Annotated in this window: 14 protein-coding genes; 8 read left to right on the forward strand and 6 right to left on the reverse strand. The window is 38.2% G+C overall.

Annotated elements, in window-relative coordinates; translation table 11 throughout:
- Nucleotides 1-188 precede the first annotated feature (188 nt).
- The 3 genes from AC3II9_RS07600 (at nt 189) to rnz (ending at nt 2,778) form a co-directional block, all read left to right on the forward strand.
- Complete coding sequence (locus AC3II9_RS07600) at nt 189-920, forward strand: sulfite exporter TauE/SafE family protein (protein WP_489154493.1); 732 nt, start codon at nt 189-191, stop codon at nt 918-920.
- A gap of 95 nt (nt 921-1,015) precedes the next feature.
- The gene (locus AC3II9_RS07605; RefSeq protein WP_489154495.1) at nt 1,016-1,822 is read left to right on the forward strand and encodes a S1C family serine protease; all 807 of its coding nucleotides are present in this window, start codon (nt 1,016-1,018) and stop codon (nt 1,820-1,822) included.
- A 17-nt stretch (nt 1,823-1,839) separates the two neighbouring features.
- Nucleotides 1,840-2,778 (forward strand): ribonuclease Z, encoded by a 939-nt coding sequence (rnz, locus tag AC3II9_RS07610; RefSeq protein ID WP_489154497.1) that lies wholly within the window; start codon nt 1,840-1,842, stop codon nt 2,776-2,778.
- Between the two features lie 81 nt (nt 2,779-2,859).
- On the opposite strand, the gene AC3II9_RS07615 is transcribed toward rnz, so the two are convergent.
- The 3 genes from AC3II9_RS07615 to hutG all read right to left on the reverse strand — a co-directional run bounded on the left by AC3II9_RS07615 (nt 2,860) and on the right by hutG (nt 6,238).
- Nucleotides 2,860-3,774, reverse strand: coding sequence for a stalk domain-containing protein (locus AC3II9_RS07615; RefSeq protein ID WP_489154499.1), 915 nt, complete (start codon nt 3,772-3,774; stop codon nt 2,860-2,862).
- A gap of 256 nt (nt 3,775-4,030) precedes the next feature.
- The gene (gene gltS / locus AC3II9_RS07620; RefSeq protein ID WP_489154501.1) at nt 4,031-5,215 is read right to left on the reverse strand and encodes a sodium/glutamate symporter; all 1,185 of its coding nucleotides are present in this window, start codon (nt 5,213-5,215) and stop codon (nt 4,031-4,033) included.
- A gap of 87 nt (nt 5,216-5,302) precedes the next feature.
- Nucleotides 5,303-6,238, reverse strand: coding sequence for a formimidoylglutamase (hutG, locus tag AC3II9_RS07625; protein WP_489154503.1), 936 nt, complete (start codon nt 6,236-6,238; stop codon nt 5,303-5,305).
- A gap of 109 nt (nt 6,239-6,347) precedes the next feature.
- Here hutG and AC3II9_RS07630 point away from each other — a divergent pair, with 109 nt between their 5' ends.
- Nucleotides 6,348-7,238 (forward strand): LysR family transcriptional regulator, encoded by an 891-nt coding sequence (locus AC3II9_RS07630; protein WP_489154505.1) that lies wholly within the window; start codon nt 6,348-6,350, stop codon nt 7,236-7,238.
- Nucleotides 7,239-7,307: 69 nt separating this feature from the next.
- Here the strand turns inward: AC3II9_RS07630 and AC3II9_RS07635 are convergent, their stop codons facing one another.
- The 3 genes from AC3II9_RS07635 to AC3II9_RS07645 all read right to left on the reverse strand — a co-directional run bounded on the left by AC3II9_RS07635 (nt 7,308) and on the right by AC3II9_RS07645 (nt 13,514).
- Nucleotides 7,308-8,186 carry a PhzF family phenazine biosynthesis protein gene (locus AC3II9_RS07635; protein WP_489154507.1) on the reverse strand — a complete coding sequence of 293 codons (879 nt, stop codon included), beginning with the start codon at nt 8,184-8,186 and terminating at the stop codon, nt 7,308-7,310.
- Between the two features lie 897 nt (nt 8,187-9,083).
- Nucleotides 9,084-9,890 (reverse strand): sulfurtransferase, encoded by an 807-nt coding sequence (locus AC3II9_RS07640; RefSeq protein WP_489154509.1) that lies wholly within the window; start codon nt 9,888-9,890, stop codon nt 9,084-9,086.
- A 12-nt stretch (nt 9,891-9,902) separates the two neighbouring features.
- Nucleotides 9,903-13,514 (reverse strand): dynamin family protein, encoded by a 3,612-nt coding sequence (locus AC3II9_RS07645; protein WP_489154511.1) that lies wholly within the window; start codon nt 13,512-13,514, stop codon nt 9,903-9,905.
- A 270-nt stretch (nt 13,515-13,784) separates the two neighbouring features.
- On the opposite strand from AC3II9_RS07645, the gene AC3II9_RS07650 reads away from it, so the two are divergent.
- From AC3II9_RS07650 to AC3II9_RS07665, 4 genes are all read left to right on the forward strand, one after another.
- Entirely contained in the window at nt 13,785-14,243 is a 459-nt protein-coding gene (locus AC3II9_RS07650) for a chemotaxis protein CheX (RefSeq protein WP_489154512.1), read from the forward strand.
- Between the two features lie 215 nt (nt 14,244-14,458).
- On the forward strand, nt 14,459-14,581 hold the full coding sequence (locus AC3II9_RS07655; protein ID WP_391372119.1) for a hypothetical protein: 123 nt from the start codon (nt 14,459-14,461) through the stop codon (nt 14,579-14,581).
- Between the two features lie 31 nt (nt 14,582-14,612).
- Nucleotides 14,613-15,110: a cytochrome c oxidase subunit II gene (locus AC3II9_RS07660; RefSeq protein WP_489154513.1), complete on the forward strand. Its 498-nt coding sequence runs from the start codon at nt 14,613-14,615 to the stop codon at nt 15,108-15,110.
- Between the two features lie 112 nt (nt 15,111-15,222).
- Complete coding sequence (locus tag AC3II9_RS07665; protein ID WP_489154702.1) at nt 15,223-16,830, forward strand: b(o/a)3-type cytochrome-c oxidase subunit 1; 1,608 nt, start codon at nt 15,223-15,225, stop codon at nt 16,828-16,830.
- Nucleotides 16,831-16,855 lie beyond the last annotated feature (25 nt).

Consider the following 16,855-nt stretch of genomic DNA (forward strand, 5'->3'; position numbering starts at 1 on the left):
TCTCATGCAATATATGAATGATTTCACAAAGTATCTCTATGAGATTTATGTGAAAAGCTACACAATGACACAATTTATCCACATTTTAAACACTATCTTTACATGCAACATACACTCACTTAATATTTCTTTTCACTTAGCTTTCCTGTACAGTTATAAAAGTATTCATCATTGAAAGAAGGATTTTTATGTTATTCATTTTATTCGTAATTGGGTTTTTCGGAAATGTGATTGGCACACTTGCTGGTGGTGGTGGACTCATTACATTGCCGACGATGTTATTACTTGGCATGCCTGTACACGCTGCCATTGGAGCAAATAAAGTAGCAAATACCATCTCTACCTTGTCAAACTTTTATTCTGTCTTCAAACGAAAAGAGGCAACTTGGAAAGAAGTATTCCCCATTATCGTACTTTGTTTTATCGGTGGATTATTAGGTGGAGGACTTGCGTCATTATTTACAGCACAAACACTCACAATGATCGCTCTATGCTTATTACTATTTGCTTTTGTTCTCTCATTTTTCGGAAAAACAGATTTCGGAGAACAATTACAATTACATGTAAAAAAACGAACAGCTTCCCTACTTATTGGAATTGGTGTTTATGATGGCTTATTTGGTCCCGGAAGTGGCACACTCCTTTTATACATTTATGCAAGCGAAAAATTAGCTTATATGAAGGCTGTTGTATTAGGACGCGTTGGTATCTTTGCGACATGTTTCGGTGCAGCGTTGATGTATATTGTAAATGGACAAATATTATGGGCAGAAACAATGGCTTTAATGGTAGGCTCCATCATTGGCTCACAACTCGGCATTATATTAGCAAGGAAAGTCAGTGCAAAAGTAGCGAAGTACTTATTACGTATAATTACAGCGATTTTAATCGTCCAATTAATACTAGAACTACTAAAATAGAATCTTATCACCCTATTCATAAAAGACTCCTACTTATCCATTGCTCCACTGTATTTCATCTATTACACTTAAATGGATATAGGAGGCTCTTTTATATGACAGAAAACGATTCGAATAAACACGAAGAGCTCACTGAAGAAGAATTTTTGGAGCTCGTATTAGAAGAACAGCAAAAAGCATTAGCAGAAGAAAGAGAACGGCGGAAACATGGTGTTATAAAAAAAAGACAAACACCTATGATAAGGATGTTTGTGTGGATTATGGCATGTATACTTGTTTTCAATACATTTGCTATTGTATTCAATATATACTCCATTCCTGCGATTGAATTTTTACAAGTATCTACTAAATTATCGAATCAGGAAGATATTCAGCAATATAAAAAGGCCGTTGTAGAAATATCGACTGGCGATAGTAAAGGAACTGGTTTTGCGATTTCAAATGATGGTTATATTATTACGAATGAACATGTCATTGATGATGCACTCCAGTTGACAGTTGTATTTCCTGATGACGGCATCTATGAAGCGGAAGTAATTGCAACCTACCCTGACATTGATACAGCACTTATAAAAGTAACGGGTGAGGATTTACCACACTTACAAGTCGCACAAACTTATACGTATAATGCAGAAGAACATATCTATTTTATCGGAAACCCATTATATTTTACAGGCATTGCAAACGAAGGAACGGTCCTCAATTGGATACAGTTAACGGATTGGGAGCAGCCTGTGATGATGATGCAAGCTCCTGTTTATAAAGGAAATAGCGGTAGCCCTATTATTACCGAAACAGGAGAAGTTGTCGGTGTTGTCTTTGCTACATTAAAAACAGAAGAACACGGCAAAGTGGGATTATTTGTGCCAATTGATTATTTTCATGCAGCAATGAAGCAATAAACGAAAAGAGGAATTTTATGCAACTACAATTTTTAGGAACAGGAGCAGGTATGCCTTCCAAAGAACGCAATGTAACATCCATCGCCCTTAAGCTATTAGATGAAATTGGTAGTATTTGGTTATTCGATTGCGGAGAAGGAACACAGCATCAAATTTTACGTACAGCGATCAGACCGCGCCGCATCGATAAAATCTTTATTACCCATGTACATGGCGATCATATTTTTGGTCTTCCAGGCTTGTTAAGCTCTCGTTCATTTTTAGGTGGTGAATCACCGCTAACCATTTATGGTCCTGCACATGTTCAAACATTTATTGAAACAGCTCTTCAAATGTCGAACACACATTTGACCTACCCGATTCATTTTATTGAGGTACAAGAAGGAATTATATATGAAGATACCCATTTTGTTGTATATGCAAAAAAATTACAGCATGTGATTGAATGCTTCGGCTACCGTATTGAACAAAAAGATTTACCAGGACAATTACTCGTCGAAAAAGCGCAAGCACTCGGCGTGCCTCGTGGACCGCTTTATAAAGAGTTAAAATCAGGTCACAACGTAACGCTTGAAGATGGCTCCATTGTGAAAGCAAGCGATGTATTGAGTGCACCTAAACCAGGATTCACTATTACCATTTTAGGGGATACAAAATATTGCGATGCCTCTATTACCCTTGCAAAAGAGGCAGATATCGTTGTACATGAAGCGACATTTGATGCTTCTACAACAAATTTAGCTGCTAGTTATGGGCATGCAACAAATGTAGAAGCAGCGACAGTTGCTAAAAAAGCACAGGCAAAAAACTTAGTTATGACACATATTAGCGCTCGCTTTTTAAAGCAGGATGTAGAAAAATTAGTAAATGAAGCGCGGACAGTATTCCCCCATACATTCGTAGCAGACGATTTTACGCTATTTGAATTTAAAAATGGACAGTTAGTAAAAGGATAAAGCGAGGTGTGTTGCCCAATACAACACACCTCGCCGACTATTGACAAATGCCCATTTTGTCTAACATGTATGATCTAAAATTTATGGTAATAATAACTCAACGAAATCTACAGGTACATATGTTTTTGTTGGTTCTAGTAAAGCGGGTGCTTCTTCAAAATAATGCAATGCGCGGTTATATCCATATGCTTTTTCACCACGTGTAATCGTAAATGAAGCATTTTGCTTAGATAGAATCGCCCCTTTACCTGTCGCCTTCACAGTCCACCCTAACTTTTCAGCAATTAGTCGAAGTGGTACCATCTTCACACCATTCACTACATAGGAGTCACCTTCAATAATTTGCTGAATCGCTGCCATTTCCTCAGAAACCTCTTCTTCCTCATCGTAGCTTAAAACAATGATTTTTGATGGTGTTGTTTGTGCAGGAATGCTAAATGTCGTGAATGTGTAAAATACAGCAACATCTTTCCCTACAATATCTTCTGCTTGTAAAGCTGTCCCTGATAGATTTTCAATCACCGTATCTTCGGAAACATTTAATTTCAGCTCTTCATTTGCAAAGTTTTCATCAAACTGTGCCACTTTTGCAAAGCCCATTTCTTCTGTTTGCACAACAATTAACTCTGGTGAATATTGTGGTGGATAAATTAAAATCATCGGTTTATTGGCATTTACATATGCTGTAAATTCCATTCCTTCTTGTAATTCTACAGGTTTGCCTGTGTTATCCACGACGACTGTATCTTCTCCTACAACGATGCTAAACATGTCATCTTGTTGTTTGATTAATGCATAGTACGTCCCATTATCACGTTTTTCAAACGCTGGGAATGTCCCTGTCAATTTGATGAAGCTTTCTTGGACTTGCTCCTCCTTTTCATCATTTTCACTTGCATTTACTGGTACAACATCTAACTCATTAGCAAACCCAACTGGTGCAAATGCTCCCCCTACTAATAGTGCTGATAAAGCGAATGGTACTGATTTTTTCATGATTGTCTCTCCTTTAAAAGTTGATTCAATAAATTAGTCGAATAACTTTGTAAAAGGTTACAATTTTTTATATTTATTTTAATTTTAATGTAATAATATGTAACAAGTTTTGTTCACTAATTAATACATAATTAAAAGCGGAGGGCGTTCTTTTGAAAAATGAAAAACACCAGAATGTATTTGATGAACATTCTGGTGTTTTGCTTCTTATAAACATTTAGCTCCAATATTGCCTAAGCTGCGCTATATGCTCATTTTATGAAAACATATTAATCGTGAAGATAATGACCGGCATTGATATTACATCAATTAAAAACGCGCCGACAATCGGTACAACTAAAAATGCGGTACGTGATGGACCAAAACGCTCTGTTGCTGCCGCCATATTCGCCATCGCATTTGGCGTAGCACCGAGTGTATGACCACAGAAACCTGAAACCATCACCGCTGCATCGAAGTTTTTCCCTAAAACGCGGAATAGAATGAAAATTGAGAACAGAATTACAATAAGAACTTGAATCGCTACAATGATTAATAATGGTAATGCTAATTCTGCAATTTCCCATAGTTTGATACTCATTAGTGCCATTGATAAGAAAATTCCTAATGTAATGTCACCAATTAAGTCTACAATGCGCATATTAATGGCATTTGGCGCTACACGGTCTACAATATTACGGAGAATAACGGCTGCAAACATTGCCCCTACATAACCTGGTAATGCATAACCCGTTGCTTCTGAGAACCAAGTACCGATATAAGAACCGACTGCCATTGCAAATGTAATGAGTAATACTTGCGTAAAGAAGTTGTCTGTTGTAATTTCCTCTTTTACTTCTTCAACTTCCTTAGCATTTTGTAACTCTGTTTCAGATGGCTTTAAATTATATTTTGTCATTAAATATTTAACGACAGGACCGCCGACTAAACCACCCGCAACTAAACCTAAAGTAGCTGCCGCTGCACCAACTGATAATGCGGAACTAACGCCTAATGCTTCCACTGTTTGACCATAAGCAGCTGCACCACCATGTCCACCAGACATCGATACAGCACCGGCCATCATACCGATTAACGGCTCAATGCCTAATACTTTTGCAAGAGAAACCCCAACTACATTTTGAATAACTGCAATTGAACCAGCTGCAATCCAATAAATAATTAATAATTTCCCACCTAATTTAATAAGGCTAAAGCTTGCCCCTAGACCTACTGTCGTAAAGAACGTAATCATGAACAAACTTTGTAATGATGTGTCCACTGTAATTTCAACAATGTTAAAATATTTTAAAAACGTGACGATTATTGCAAAGAGTAATCCACCTACTACAGGTGCCGGAATACAGAATTTTTGTAAAATAGGACTACGTTTAATTAAAATTGTGCCGATTGTTAATACAAATACGGCTAGGAAAATTGTCGCTGTCTGATCGAATGTCATTTCTTAATCTCCTTTTGTAAGTTGGGGTTGATTTCCGTTCTACTCAATAAATAGTTTATCGAATTACTGATCATCCCCGAATTTGTGTCATAAATCTGTAAATTGTAAAACCACTTCATTAATAAGATGAGCCCCTAATTTGACTGTACGTAAATCTTGATCTAACGCAGGATTTACTTCGCATATATCAAACGAGACCACTTTCTCAAATGCTGTGATAAATCGAAGAAGATGTCGAACTTGAATGGCAGATAGACCAAATGGTGAAGGGGCACTTACACCAGGCGCCTCAGCCGCATTTAGTACATCTGTACATAGCGTTACATATACGACTTCATGTGCTTCGATAAACTCAGCTAGTCTTGCTTGTACTTGTTCTAAATGCCCAAGCATCTCATCCTCTAAAATATAGTTTACCCCGTATTTGTTTGCTTGTTCAAACAAGTCACGTGTATTTCCATATCGTTGAATTCCTACAACACAATAAGAAGCATTTGAATCTTCATCTAAAATTTGGCGGAACATTGTACCAGATGAAGTTTGTTTTTCGTATGGTCTCATATCAAAATGCGCATCAATATTAATAATGCCTATTTTCGCTTCTGGATATGCTTGGCGAACACCTAAGTAATGACCGTAAGTTGTTTCATGACCACCACCTAATACAATGACCGGAATTTTTTTCTCTAAAATGTCCCTTACTCTTTTACCAAGTGCCTGTTGCGCCTCTTCTAACTCATCATTATGACAAGCGATGTCCCCTGTATCATATAGCATACTTTTTTCCGAACCATGCCAAGATATACTTGATAATGCTTGGCGTAAAGCTTGTGGTGCATCTTTTGCGCCAATTCTTCCTTGGTTACGTGCTACACCTGCTTCACATTCAAAACCAACAAAGGCTACAGTCTTTTCACCTTGAGATAAAGCGGTATGCTCAATCACTTTTACTACTTGATGATATCTTAATGTAAGCGGTGTCACTGGATGATCTACTCGCCCCTGCCAATTTGTCTTTGCCATTACACGAACTCCTCTCTGTACTATCTAAGTATATTGTTACATTTATCATAAATCTAATATATAATATACATAAAATTATAGTTTAAATTTATAAATGAGGTTAAACAGCATGGATATTAGACAACTAGAGTATTTTATACAGCTTGTTGATTCAATGAGCTATTCAAAAGCAGCAGAACAATTACATATTTCTCAACCTTCTCTTTCCATAGCAATTAAAAAATTGGAAGCCGAGGTAGGACACCCCCTTCTAGAGCGTCACACTAGAAAATTACAGCTTACAGATGTAGGAGAATTATTATACGCACGAGCAAAAGAGATTTTATTGAACGTGAAAATTTTACGTCAGGAATTGGATGAAACCGGGAAATTTGGACAAGGTGAAATAGCCCTTGGTGTCATTGAATCCGTGAAATATTGGGTTCCTTCAACCATTCATCAACTCAAAAACATTTACCCTCAAATGCATTTTAAACTTGCCGATGTATTAAGTGCAGCAGAAGTGAAAAAATCTTTAAAAACACAGCATACACATGTAAATATTACAAACCAACAAGTGGAAGATGATGCCGTAGCGGCGATTAAATTATACGACGAACCACTCGTCATCGTGTTTCCAAAAGAACATCCACTCGCCAAAAAGGAGCATTTAACACTAGCTGATTTAAAAAATGAGCCCTTTATTATTTGTGCTGAAGGATTTCAATCTAGAAAAGATATTTTAACCGCCTTTCATGCAGAAAATATTAATCCCAATATCTATTATGAAGTGGAGCATTTCGAAACAGCCGTCTCACTTGTGCGGGGAAATTTAGGGATTACGATTTTACCTGAAAGTTATTTACAAGGACCGACTGCTAATTCGATCGTCCAACGAAATATTCATCACCCACTACTACATCGTTCCGTCTATTTAACATACTTGCGTCACCGCCACTTACCACTTGCTATGCAACACTACATTGACATTGTAAAAGATTATTTTCATATTACAGATTAAAAAAGAGTGTAGACAAAGTTTGATTTTGTCTACACTTATTTTTAAGTAAAGCTTAAACTATTAAAATATTTAAATCGTTACTACTATTTCTCCTGAAAATACAGCAGTTCCTGAGATGGAAATAGATATGCCTTCATTTACATGCACATATACTTTTCCTTCTTTATTCATTTCATGACCTTGTTCTACAATTAATGTGGCAGGAAGCATGAGATCTGGCTTTATAAATTTTTTATAATATGCACCCATCACACCTGAAGCCGTTCCTGTTACTGGGTCTTCCAGTATGCCAGCAGATGGGGAAGAGAAATGACGACCATGCATCGTACTCTCAGCATCATATACTTCTAAGCATAACGGATGGATTGATACATTTGGCTTGGCAGGGGTTAGGGCTGGGAACTTCTCCTGCTGTGGTTGCATTTTTGAAAAGCTTTCTAGTTTCTTAATCGGTACAATCAATGTCCAGTTACCAGTGCTACCATACATGACAGGATAGCGTTCATCCAGTTCATCTACGCCTAATCCAATAGAAGCTGCCAATTCTGCCATAGAGCCTTCAAATGGGATAAATTCAGGTGCGGCTTGTTGCATCGTAATGAGTATTTGCCCCTCTTCCTCTTTTACTTCAATCGGTAATATACCTGCCTTTGTCTCAATTAAAAAACGATTTTGTTCAATCATCCCTGCTTCTTTCATCGCAAAAACTGTTCCCATTGTTGCATGTCCACACAAATTCGCCTCAAAACCTGGCGTAAAGAAACGGATACGGTAATCTGCTACTTCTGACGGTAGCACAAAGGCTGTCTCACTAAACCCTACTTCTTTTGCAATCAATTGCATTTCCACTTCTATGTAGTCCTGACCATTTAACACAACTCCTGCTGGATTTCCTTTATTTGGTGTTGTGCTAAATGCATCAATATGTAATACTTTTTCTTCTTTCATGACAAGCCTCCATATATGCATTTTAATGTTCCAGCATAACTTTTGCTGGGATACGGCATTGTTTTGCTCGCGCCAGGTAGTTTTGACCGGATGCAGCGACGTTTGGCTCGGATACCGTAGCTTTTTGACCGCTCAATGTCGACAGTTTTATTTAGGTCCAATTGGTAGTTTTCCAATAATCATACTCCTATCACGTACTTTCATTTCTCTTCCTTACTCATAACGAGCAAATTTATATACATATATTACCAGTTAAGTAACTGTTGATTTCCGCTCCATTCGGCTCGCTTTCCACGGGCATGGCTTCAGCCTCCTCGTCGCTCGTACCTCGGTGCTCCTGTCGCTGCGCTTTCGTCGCAAATAAATTTCCTGCGGGGTCTTCAGCTCATGCGATTCCCGTAGGAGTCTCGCCGATTCCACTTCAATCAACGGGCAAGTCATTTTTGATCATGTTTTTCTAAAAAAACGCTTCTATAAAGGAAATATTTTCTTAATCAATACATTTGGTTGAGTACAATAATCAGTTTTTAAAAATAAAGAAAGATTCTCATCCATTTCGGTAGAGGCTGAGCAATTATACATGCAAACGGAAAGAAAATGATTTCTTTTAAAGAAGAGAAATGTTTTTCTAGCATATTGAGAAGTATTTACTTTTGCCGTAGCGCGCCATAGCCACAGGAGCCAAGATTTTCTTTGCGACGAAAGCGTAAGCGTCAGGAGCAGGAACAGGAGATCCAAACAGGCCACGCCTATTTTAGCTCCTGTGTAGGCTGTGGCAAAGCGCGGAGGCTATGATACATGTCTTTTACTATTTAATTGGTATTTTTAGGATGTATTTTTGCTCATTCAGAGTTCCTTATATAAATAGGCGAAATCACGAATGATTTCGCCTATCTACTATTCTTCACCTGTTGCTATAGGATACTGTGTAATCCAATCGCTATAACTACCGACATATAATTTTACATGATTGTAGCCTGCTTCTTTTAATACCGTATACAAGGGGGAAGCAGTAACACCTGAGCCACAGTAAACGACTACTTCTTGATCCGTTGGTACAGCCTGCTTTAGCGCGTCTGTTACAACAAGGTGAGCGCCGTCTTTTACTTGCTCCCAGTCAAAATTCTTCGCCGTTGGGATATGACCAGCTACTGGGTCCAGTGGCTCGTGCTCCCCACGGTAACGAATGGCCGCGCGCGCATCTAGCAACACAGCTTCTTTTTTACCTTCCGTAATCGCCTTTACATATTCACGATCAGCATAGATGTCCTGTTGCCAATTCGGTGTAATACTCGAACGATCAAACGATTCTTTATTTGATGTCGTAGCATACCCTGCATTTTTTAATGCTTCAAATCCGCCATTGACGATAGCGACATTTTCAAATCCAGCATATTTCAACATCCACCAAGCACGAGGAGCAAAAGGTGCTCCCCCTTGGTCATAAATATAAATACGATCTGCTAAATGTAAGCCAACATGCTCAAATAATTCAATAAGTTGCTCTTTTTCTGGCATTGGGTGACGACCATCTTGTTTTGACATATTCGATAAGTCTCTTTCCAAATCAAAATAAACGGCCCCTGCCACATGCTCTTTTTCGTATTGTGTACGCCCTTCATTGTTGTCCATTAAATTAAAGCGTACATCAATAAAACGTGCAGGTGTCTCTACTTGATCTACCGTTACAAATACATTTGTCATCTGAGCCACTCCTTATTTTTGAAGTTGTGCATAAATTTCTTTCCACGTTGCAAGACGGCTTTCCTCTTGTAGCAGCATGCGCTCTGTTTCAATTTGCTCAAGTGCTTGTCCAAACAGGTGCAGACGTAAACCTTCTGCTTCTTCTGCAATAAAACGCATTGCCCAATCTTGCAGGCGGTTCTTTTCATCTTCAACATATTGTTGTGCATCTGGTTTTGTTAAGTTTTCCAGTGCTTCTTTTAGCTGTTCTTTCTCATTTTTCTCAAAGAACGCTTTTTGATTTTTATAATAAGATTTTACGCTCGCGTACTTCTCACGATGACTAAATGGTCCTACGAAGTCTAAAATGCTAGGCTCTTCTGACTCATAAGCTAAAAACGAGAAGCTATGGTTAAACTCTTTTAAGTTTTGTGCATCCTCTTTAAAACGTTCTTTCATTTTCTTTTGTACAAACTGTGCTAAACGGAAGTTTGTTACACGCATTTCCTGTGAAAAATCAAAACTTAACGCTTGTAATACTTCTTTTAACGCCGTATCTAATGCTTGTTGTGTCGACATTTGTGCAAATGTTGACGGGTTATAGCTTTCACGGAAGAAGTCTGGATAACGATAGTACACACGTTGCATAACGTAGTACAATAATTCATCAAGCTCTTGTTTTGTATCCGACTCAAGCATCGCGGTATTCGTTGTGCTATATGTGTTACGCACATGTTGTTCAAGCTGCGTCAGTTCCGCTAGACGTTCATCTTTACGCTTTAAGTTCTCTTCTGTTTGTTCGATTAAATCGTGCAGACGTGCATGCGTCTTTTCTACTTCCTCGTGTAACGCTTGTACGGCAATACTCATTAACTCATCATTTAGGAAATGATGGAATGCATCTTCAAATGGTGCCATACCTGAATGGAAATTGGCTTGCTCTTGCTTTTCCTTCAACGCCATTAAACTTGATACGCCGTATAGACGAGGGAAACGGATACCAAAACGTTGTAATTCTGAACGAACATACCCTTTTACCTCTTCGGCTTCTTCTGCTGTTGATGCTAAATCAATCGCATTTACGACGAAGAACATTTTGTCCAGTTCAAACGCATCTTTTACGCGCCCTAACTGAATTAAAAATTCGCGGTCTGCTTTGGCAAACGCGTGATTGTAATACGTAATAAATAAAATCGCATCTGCATTTCGAATATAGTCGAACGCTACTCCTGTATGGCGGGCATTAATCGAGTCTGCTCCCGGTGTGTCTACTAATGTGACACCCATACGAGTTAACGGTGAATCAAAGTAGAAATCGATATTATCAACAAAACATGATTTGTTTTCTTGCGCAACAAATTTCTCAAAGTCTTCACGATTAACACGAATGACTGTGCCAAGCTTTTCTTTAAATTCATTGTAGCCTTCTGAATAAGCGCGAATAAATGATTTATGCACATTTAAACGCTCATCTGTTAACTCCACAGCTAATCCTTCTGCAGCACGATTGAATGCCTCATCTAATGAAGAAACACGTAAACCAATTGCTTCATAGGAGCCTTGAATATCTTCTAACAGTTGAGCGGCTGTTTTTAATTGAACATCTGCTGTTTCGTGTGGATGCTCTGGTGTGACCGGGCGGATTTTATTGATCGCTGCCGTCGTTGGGTTTGGCGATACAGGCAATACCTTTGAGCCCATTAATGCGTTAGAAAAGCTTGATTTCCCTGCACTAAATGCACCAAATAAGGCAATGGTGAAGTCTTTTTTCTGTAAACGCTCTACCTTTTTCGTTAAGAAGTTTGCTACTTCTTTAAAACCTTGAACATTCCCTACCGCTTGAGCAGTTTTCAGTGCACTTGCAACAACCGCTTCTGTATTATGAGATGAACTTGCTTGCGTTAGCGCCATTTCTTCAAATACTTCTTGCTGTTGTTCTTTTGGTATAAGCATCGATTCATCAAACGGACGAATATCAGCTAATGCCTTTTCGTAATCTTGTTGCCATTTCACAAATTGATTTTTCGCAGCTGCACGCGTCTCTTTTGAACTTTGCTTCATTTGCTGATCGCTGAATACTTTCTGTTCATCGATTGCTTGAATTTGTTTAATCGCATGAATTTTATCTTTCATTGCATTAATTTTTAGCTGAACCGGTGCTGCTGCTTCTTGTGCTACTTGCTGTAAAACAGGTTGCATTTCTTTTAGCCATGCATCTGTGTCACGAACGAAGAAACGTTTTGTTGCTTCTGCTACACGGTTTGCAAAGTTTAAGACGGCATCCCCTGTTACCATGACGTTTCCTTGTACTTGATCTTCAATTACTGAAAACGGCACCGTAAACTCACGCGCATCAACCTCTGCCGCACGCGCATCCGTTAAAGCACCTACATCTTTTAATGCTTGCTTCATTAAAGACTTCATTAAACCGACGATTTGTGATTGTAAAACCGTTTGGTACTGATCTTTAACATCTTGTACACGACGCTCTTTTTCTTCAGCCGTTTTCTTTTTCGCTGTAAATAAACCACCGACTTTGAAACCTTCTGCACGTGACTCTAAGTAGGCACGCAACTTTTCACGGAAATCAGCTGGAATAATCGCTGCGTTATCTAAAATATCTTTCCGTTTCTCTTCAAAACGCTCCGTCCATTGTTCATATGAGAATAATTCTGTTTGCGTCGTTAATTTATTATACTGTTCTAATAAATCCTCGCGGTGTTGCCAATCATCTTCAGATAATACTTCCTCAGATGTTTCAAAGCGCTCCTGTTTCTCAGTCGCTAAAAACGCCTCATGTTCATGATGCAACTTCACTAACGTATTTTTCGCTGTTAGCACAAGTTGCTCCTGCCAATCTTCCATAGAATCCATGACAATTTTCTTTACTTTTGGAAAATCATTATGCGGATGATCTGTTGCCTTTAATGAAGTAAAGAAAATATCTTTCGGATAAACGCCCCATGCCGCAAATGAATTGTGAACAGACTGTTTAAATTCCTCAAAGGATAATTCTGCATCACGGTGTTTATCGATTTGATTCACAATTAAGTAGACATTTGCATTGTATTTCATTAATTGCTTTGTAAATTGGAAGTTCAATTCAGATTGAACATGGTTATAGTCCATTGTATAAAACACAACATCGGCAATATGTAACGCTGATTCCGTACTCATCGCATGTGCATCATCCGTTGAATCTACCCCAGGTGTATCCATGACTGTTACCCCCGCTGGTAAAGTGGATGTAGAGTGACCAATTTCAATTTGAGATACAAGCTCACCATTTTTACTTAATTCTTTTACTTGTTTAATATCATACCCTGCTTCAAATTTAACAGGCTTTTCATTGTGTAAATACAGAATCGCAAAATCTTCATCAGATTTATGCACTTTTACAATGTTTGCACTTGTAGGGATTGGACTTGTCGCTAAAATGTTTTCTCCGGAAAGTGCGTTAATCATGCTCGACTTCCCTGCTGAGAAGTGACCGGCAAAGCCGATTACATATTCTTTTTGCAATAGCTTACGGGCAAATAAATGCAGCTTCTCCATTCGTTCTGTGTCGTGATTTTGTTCATAGATTGTGTATTGAATAGAAGATTGTTGTAATAACTCTTCAATTTGTTGCTCTAAAGCATTCATTCTTTCTAATGCCCCTTTGTTCTTATTTTTGTCATAAACATATAGTAACACGAATGCGCTTGAAAATCGGCTATAAAATTACACGATTCACTACTTTTTTCTATTTTTCTGTTAATTTATTGTTTTAAAATCTGTCTATTTTCATGAAATTGCATGATAGAAATGCAATGAATTGAATATTCAATCTATTAACTTACTATATTTAGTCTGTACATACATAAATTCCTTATGATACCATGGGGAAAAAGCAAAGAAAAGGGGGATAAGGTTATGAGTACATCGAAGCACATTCAAACAATTTTAAATGGAACGATTCACGCACTACAAACTATTTTACCTATGAATATAAATGTTGCCTCCCCAACTCTTGTAGTAGAACCTTATATTCAGGAGGAAATGGGTGTATTAATTGGGATTGTAGGAGATTTAAAGGGACGTATTATTATTGATGGCTCGCCTTCTACATTTGGCAGTATTGGCTCAAGTATGTTTGGTATGCCACTTGAAGGTGAAATGCTCGAATCATTTACAGGGGAGTTTGGTAATATGATTGCAGGAAATCTTTGTACACACGCTGGTCAACATGAACTTGAGTTAGATATTACACCACCTACTGTAATGGTTGGTAATACGAAGCTATACGGTTTCCACCATGCTTTTCAATTACCTGCTACTATTAGTGATATTGGTAACATTACTATTTTACTGACAATTGACGAAGAAGATTAAACACGTAAGCAACGGCTTGCGTGTTTTTTTGTTTCAAAGTTCTTTTCCAAACGACTTACCGCAATCCCTTCTCATTTCTTAAATCCTTCAATATTTTCACACTTTCTTCACAAAATCCCCCTCTCCCTGTGAATTTTCTCACATCGTCTAAAAAGCTTTTTTTATATGATGAAAACACGTACTACTCTAATAAAAGTTGATAAGGAGGGATTTATATGGCACATAAGAAAAAGGCTGAGGCAGATTTAAAAGGCACGCTCCTCATGACGTTCGGAGTAGGTTTAATCATTATCATTGTTTGGGGCGCTTGTTTTGGTATATTCATGGATCGTTTTTAACATTAATCTGACGTTTTAAGGAGGGATTATAATGCACATACACAAGTACGAGAAATGGTGGCTTATGTTTGGCGGTGGTGCGCTCGTGGCATTTCTCATTATCTTAGGAATTGGTGCTTTCCATAACGGTACACACCCAAATGAAGGAAGAAAGACAATTGATTATGAAAATGTAGACAATATTGCACCGTTTAACAACCCAGGTGTACACAAAGTAGAGGGAAAAGATTGGGATTATGAAGTTGTACTTGTGGCTTCAGCATTCAACTATAACCCTAGTGATATCGAAGTTCCTCTTGGATCAGTTGTTAAGTTTTATGCAACAACAAAAGATGTTATTCATGGATATCAAATTGCTCAAACAAACATTAATATGATGCTTGAACCTGGCTATATTTCTGAATACGTGGCAGAGATGAATCAAGCTGGTGAATATGTCATTGTATGTAATGAATACTGTGGTACTGGACATACATTCATGTACGGTACACTGAAGGTGGTGGACGAAAATGCAGAAAACAGCCAGTAATGTACTTGTAGAGGAAAGAACGGTAATCAAAAAAGATTCTAAGCCTACATTACCCAAGCACAAAAACGTCTCTCAATTTATTCATGTAGAAGGCAAAGATGCAAAATTAGCAATGGCACATATGTATGTCGCATTTATCGCTTTATTATTAGGTGGCCTTGCAGGTTTACTACAAGTTTTAGTTCGCTCCGGTGAATTCACATTACCAACAGGGATTAAAATTGGCTATTATCAAGTGTTAACGGTTCACGGGATTTTACTCGCGCTTATTTTAACAACTTTTTTCATTCTAGGCTTTCAACTAGCTGCTGTTAGTCGTACTGCTGGTGCCTTTACAAACACCCAACGCAAAATCGGTTGGATTGGTTTTTGGTTAATGGTCATTGGTACCGCTGCTGCTGCAACAATGGTTTTATTAAATAAAGCAACTGTACTTTATACTTTTTATGCCCCGCTACAAGCACACTGGATTTTCTATCTTGGTTTAACGCTTGTTGTAGTTGGCTCTTGGCTATTATGTATTATGCAAATAATGAAATATCGCGAGTGGAAAAAAGCTCACCCTGGCGAGATGTCACCTTTACTAACATTTATGGCGGTTGTGAATTCGATTTTGTGGATTACAGCGTCTTTAGGGGTAGCTGTCGAAGTATTATTCCAATTATTACCTTGGTCACTCGGTTTAGTTGAACGGATTGATATACTTTTATCTCGTACATTATTCTGGTATTTCGGACATGCATTAGTATACTTCTGGTTATTACCTGCTTACATGGCTTGGTATGTTGTGATTCCAAAAGTGATTGGTGCAAAGATTTTCTCTGATTCACTTGCTCGTTTATCATTCATGTTATTCTTACTATTCTCGTTCCCAGTAGGTATTCACCACCAATTAACAGAACCTGGTATTGATGGATTCTGGAAATTCACTCAAGTTGTCTTAACATTCTTTGTTGTGATTCCTTCTTTATTAACAGCCTTCTCCATGTTCGCCACATTTGAACTGCGTGGTCGCGAACTCGGTGGGCGTGGCATTCTTGGTTGGTTTAAAGCATTACCTTGGGGTGATTCTCGCTTCTTATTACCATTCATTGGGATGGTAGCATTTATTCCTGGTGGTGCAGGCGGTATCGTAAACGCTTCTCACCAAATGAACCAATTAGTTCACAATACGATTTGGGTAACAGGTCACTTCCATTTAACAGTGGCAACGGCAGTCGTGTTAACATTCTTTGGCGTAGCATTTTGGTTAATTCCTCATTTAACGGGACGAACGCTCACACCAAAATTAAACTACTTAGGTAACATTTCAGGTATTCTTTGGGGTACAGGAATGCTCATTATGTCTTTTGCTATGCATATTGCAGGCTTACTAGGGGCTCCTCGCCGCTCTGAGTTTTCAACGTACGGTGGTGCTGAAATGGCTTATGACTGGGTTCCGTATCAAATCGCTCAAGCAATTGGTGGTACCATTTTATTTATCGCGATTATCCTTATTATGTATATCGTTATAAACTTAACTTGGTTTGCACCGAAAGGGCAAGAAGAGTTCCCTGTTGCGGAAGTTGCTGCTGGTGCTGAAAAAACACCAGCCATTCTAGAAAACTTTAAAGTATGGGGTATCATTTTAGTAGCGCTCATCTTGTTTGCTTACACAATCCCAATCTATGAAATTATTACGAACTCACCAGCAGGTTCAAAAGGGTTCCAGTTCTGGTAAAAATAAAATCCCCCCCATCTCCAGT

It is taken from the genome of Lysinibacillus sp. RU7, assembly GCF_057837305.1.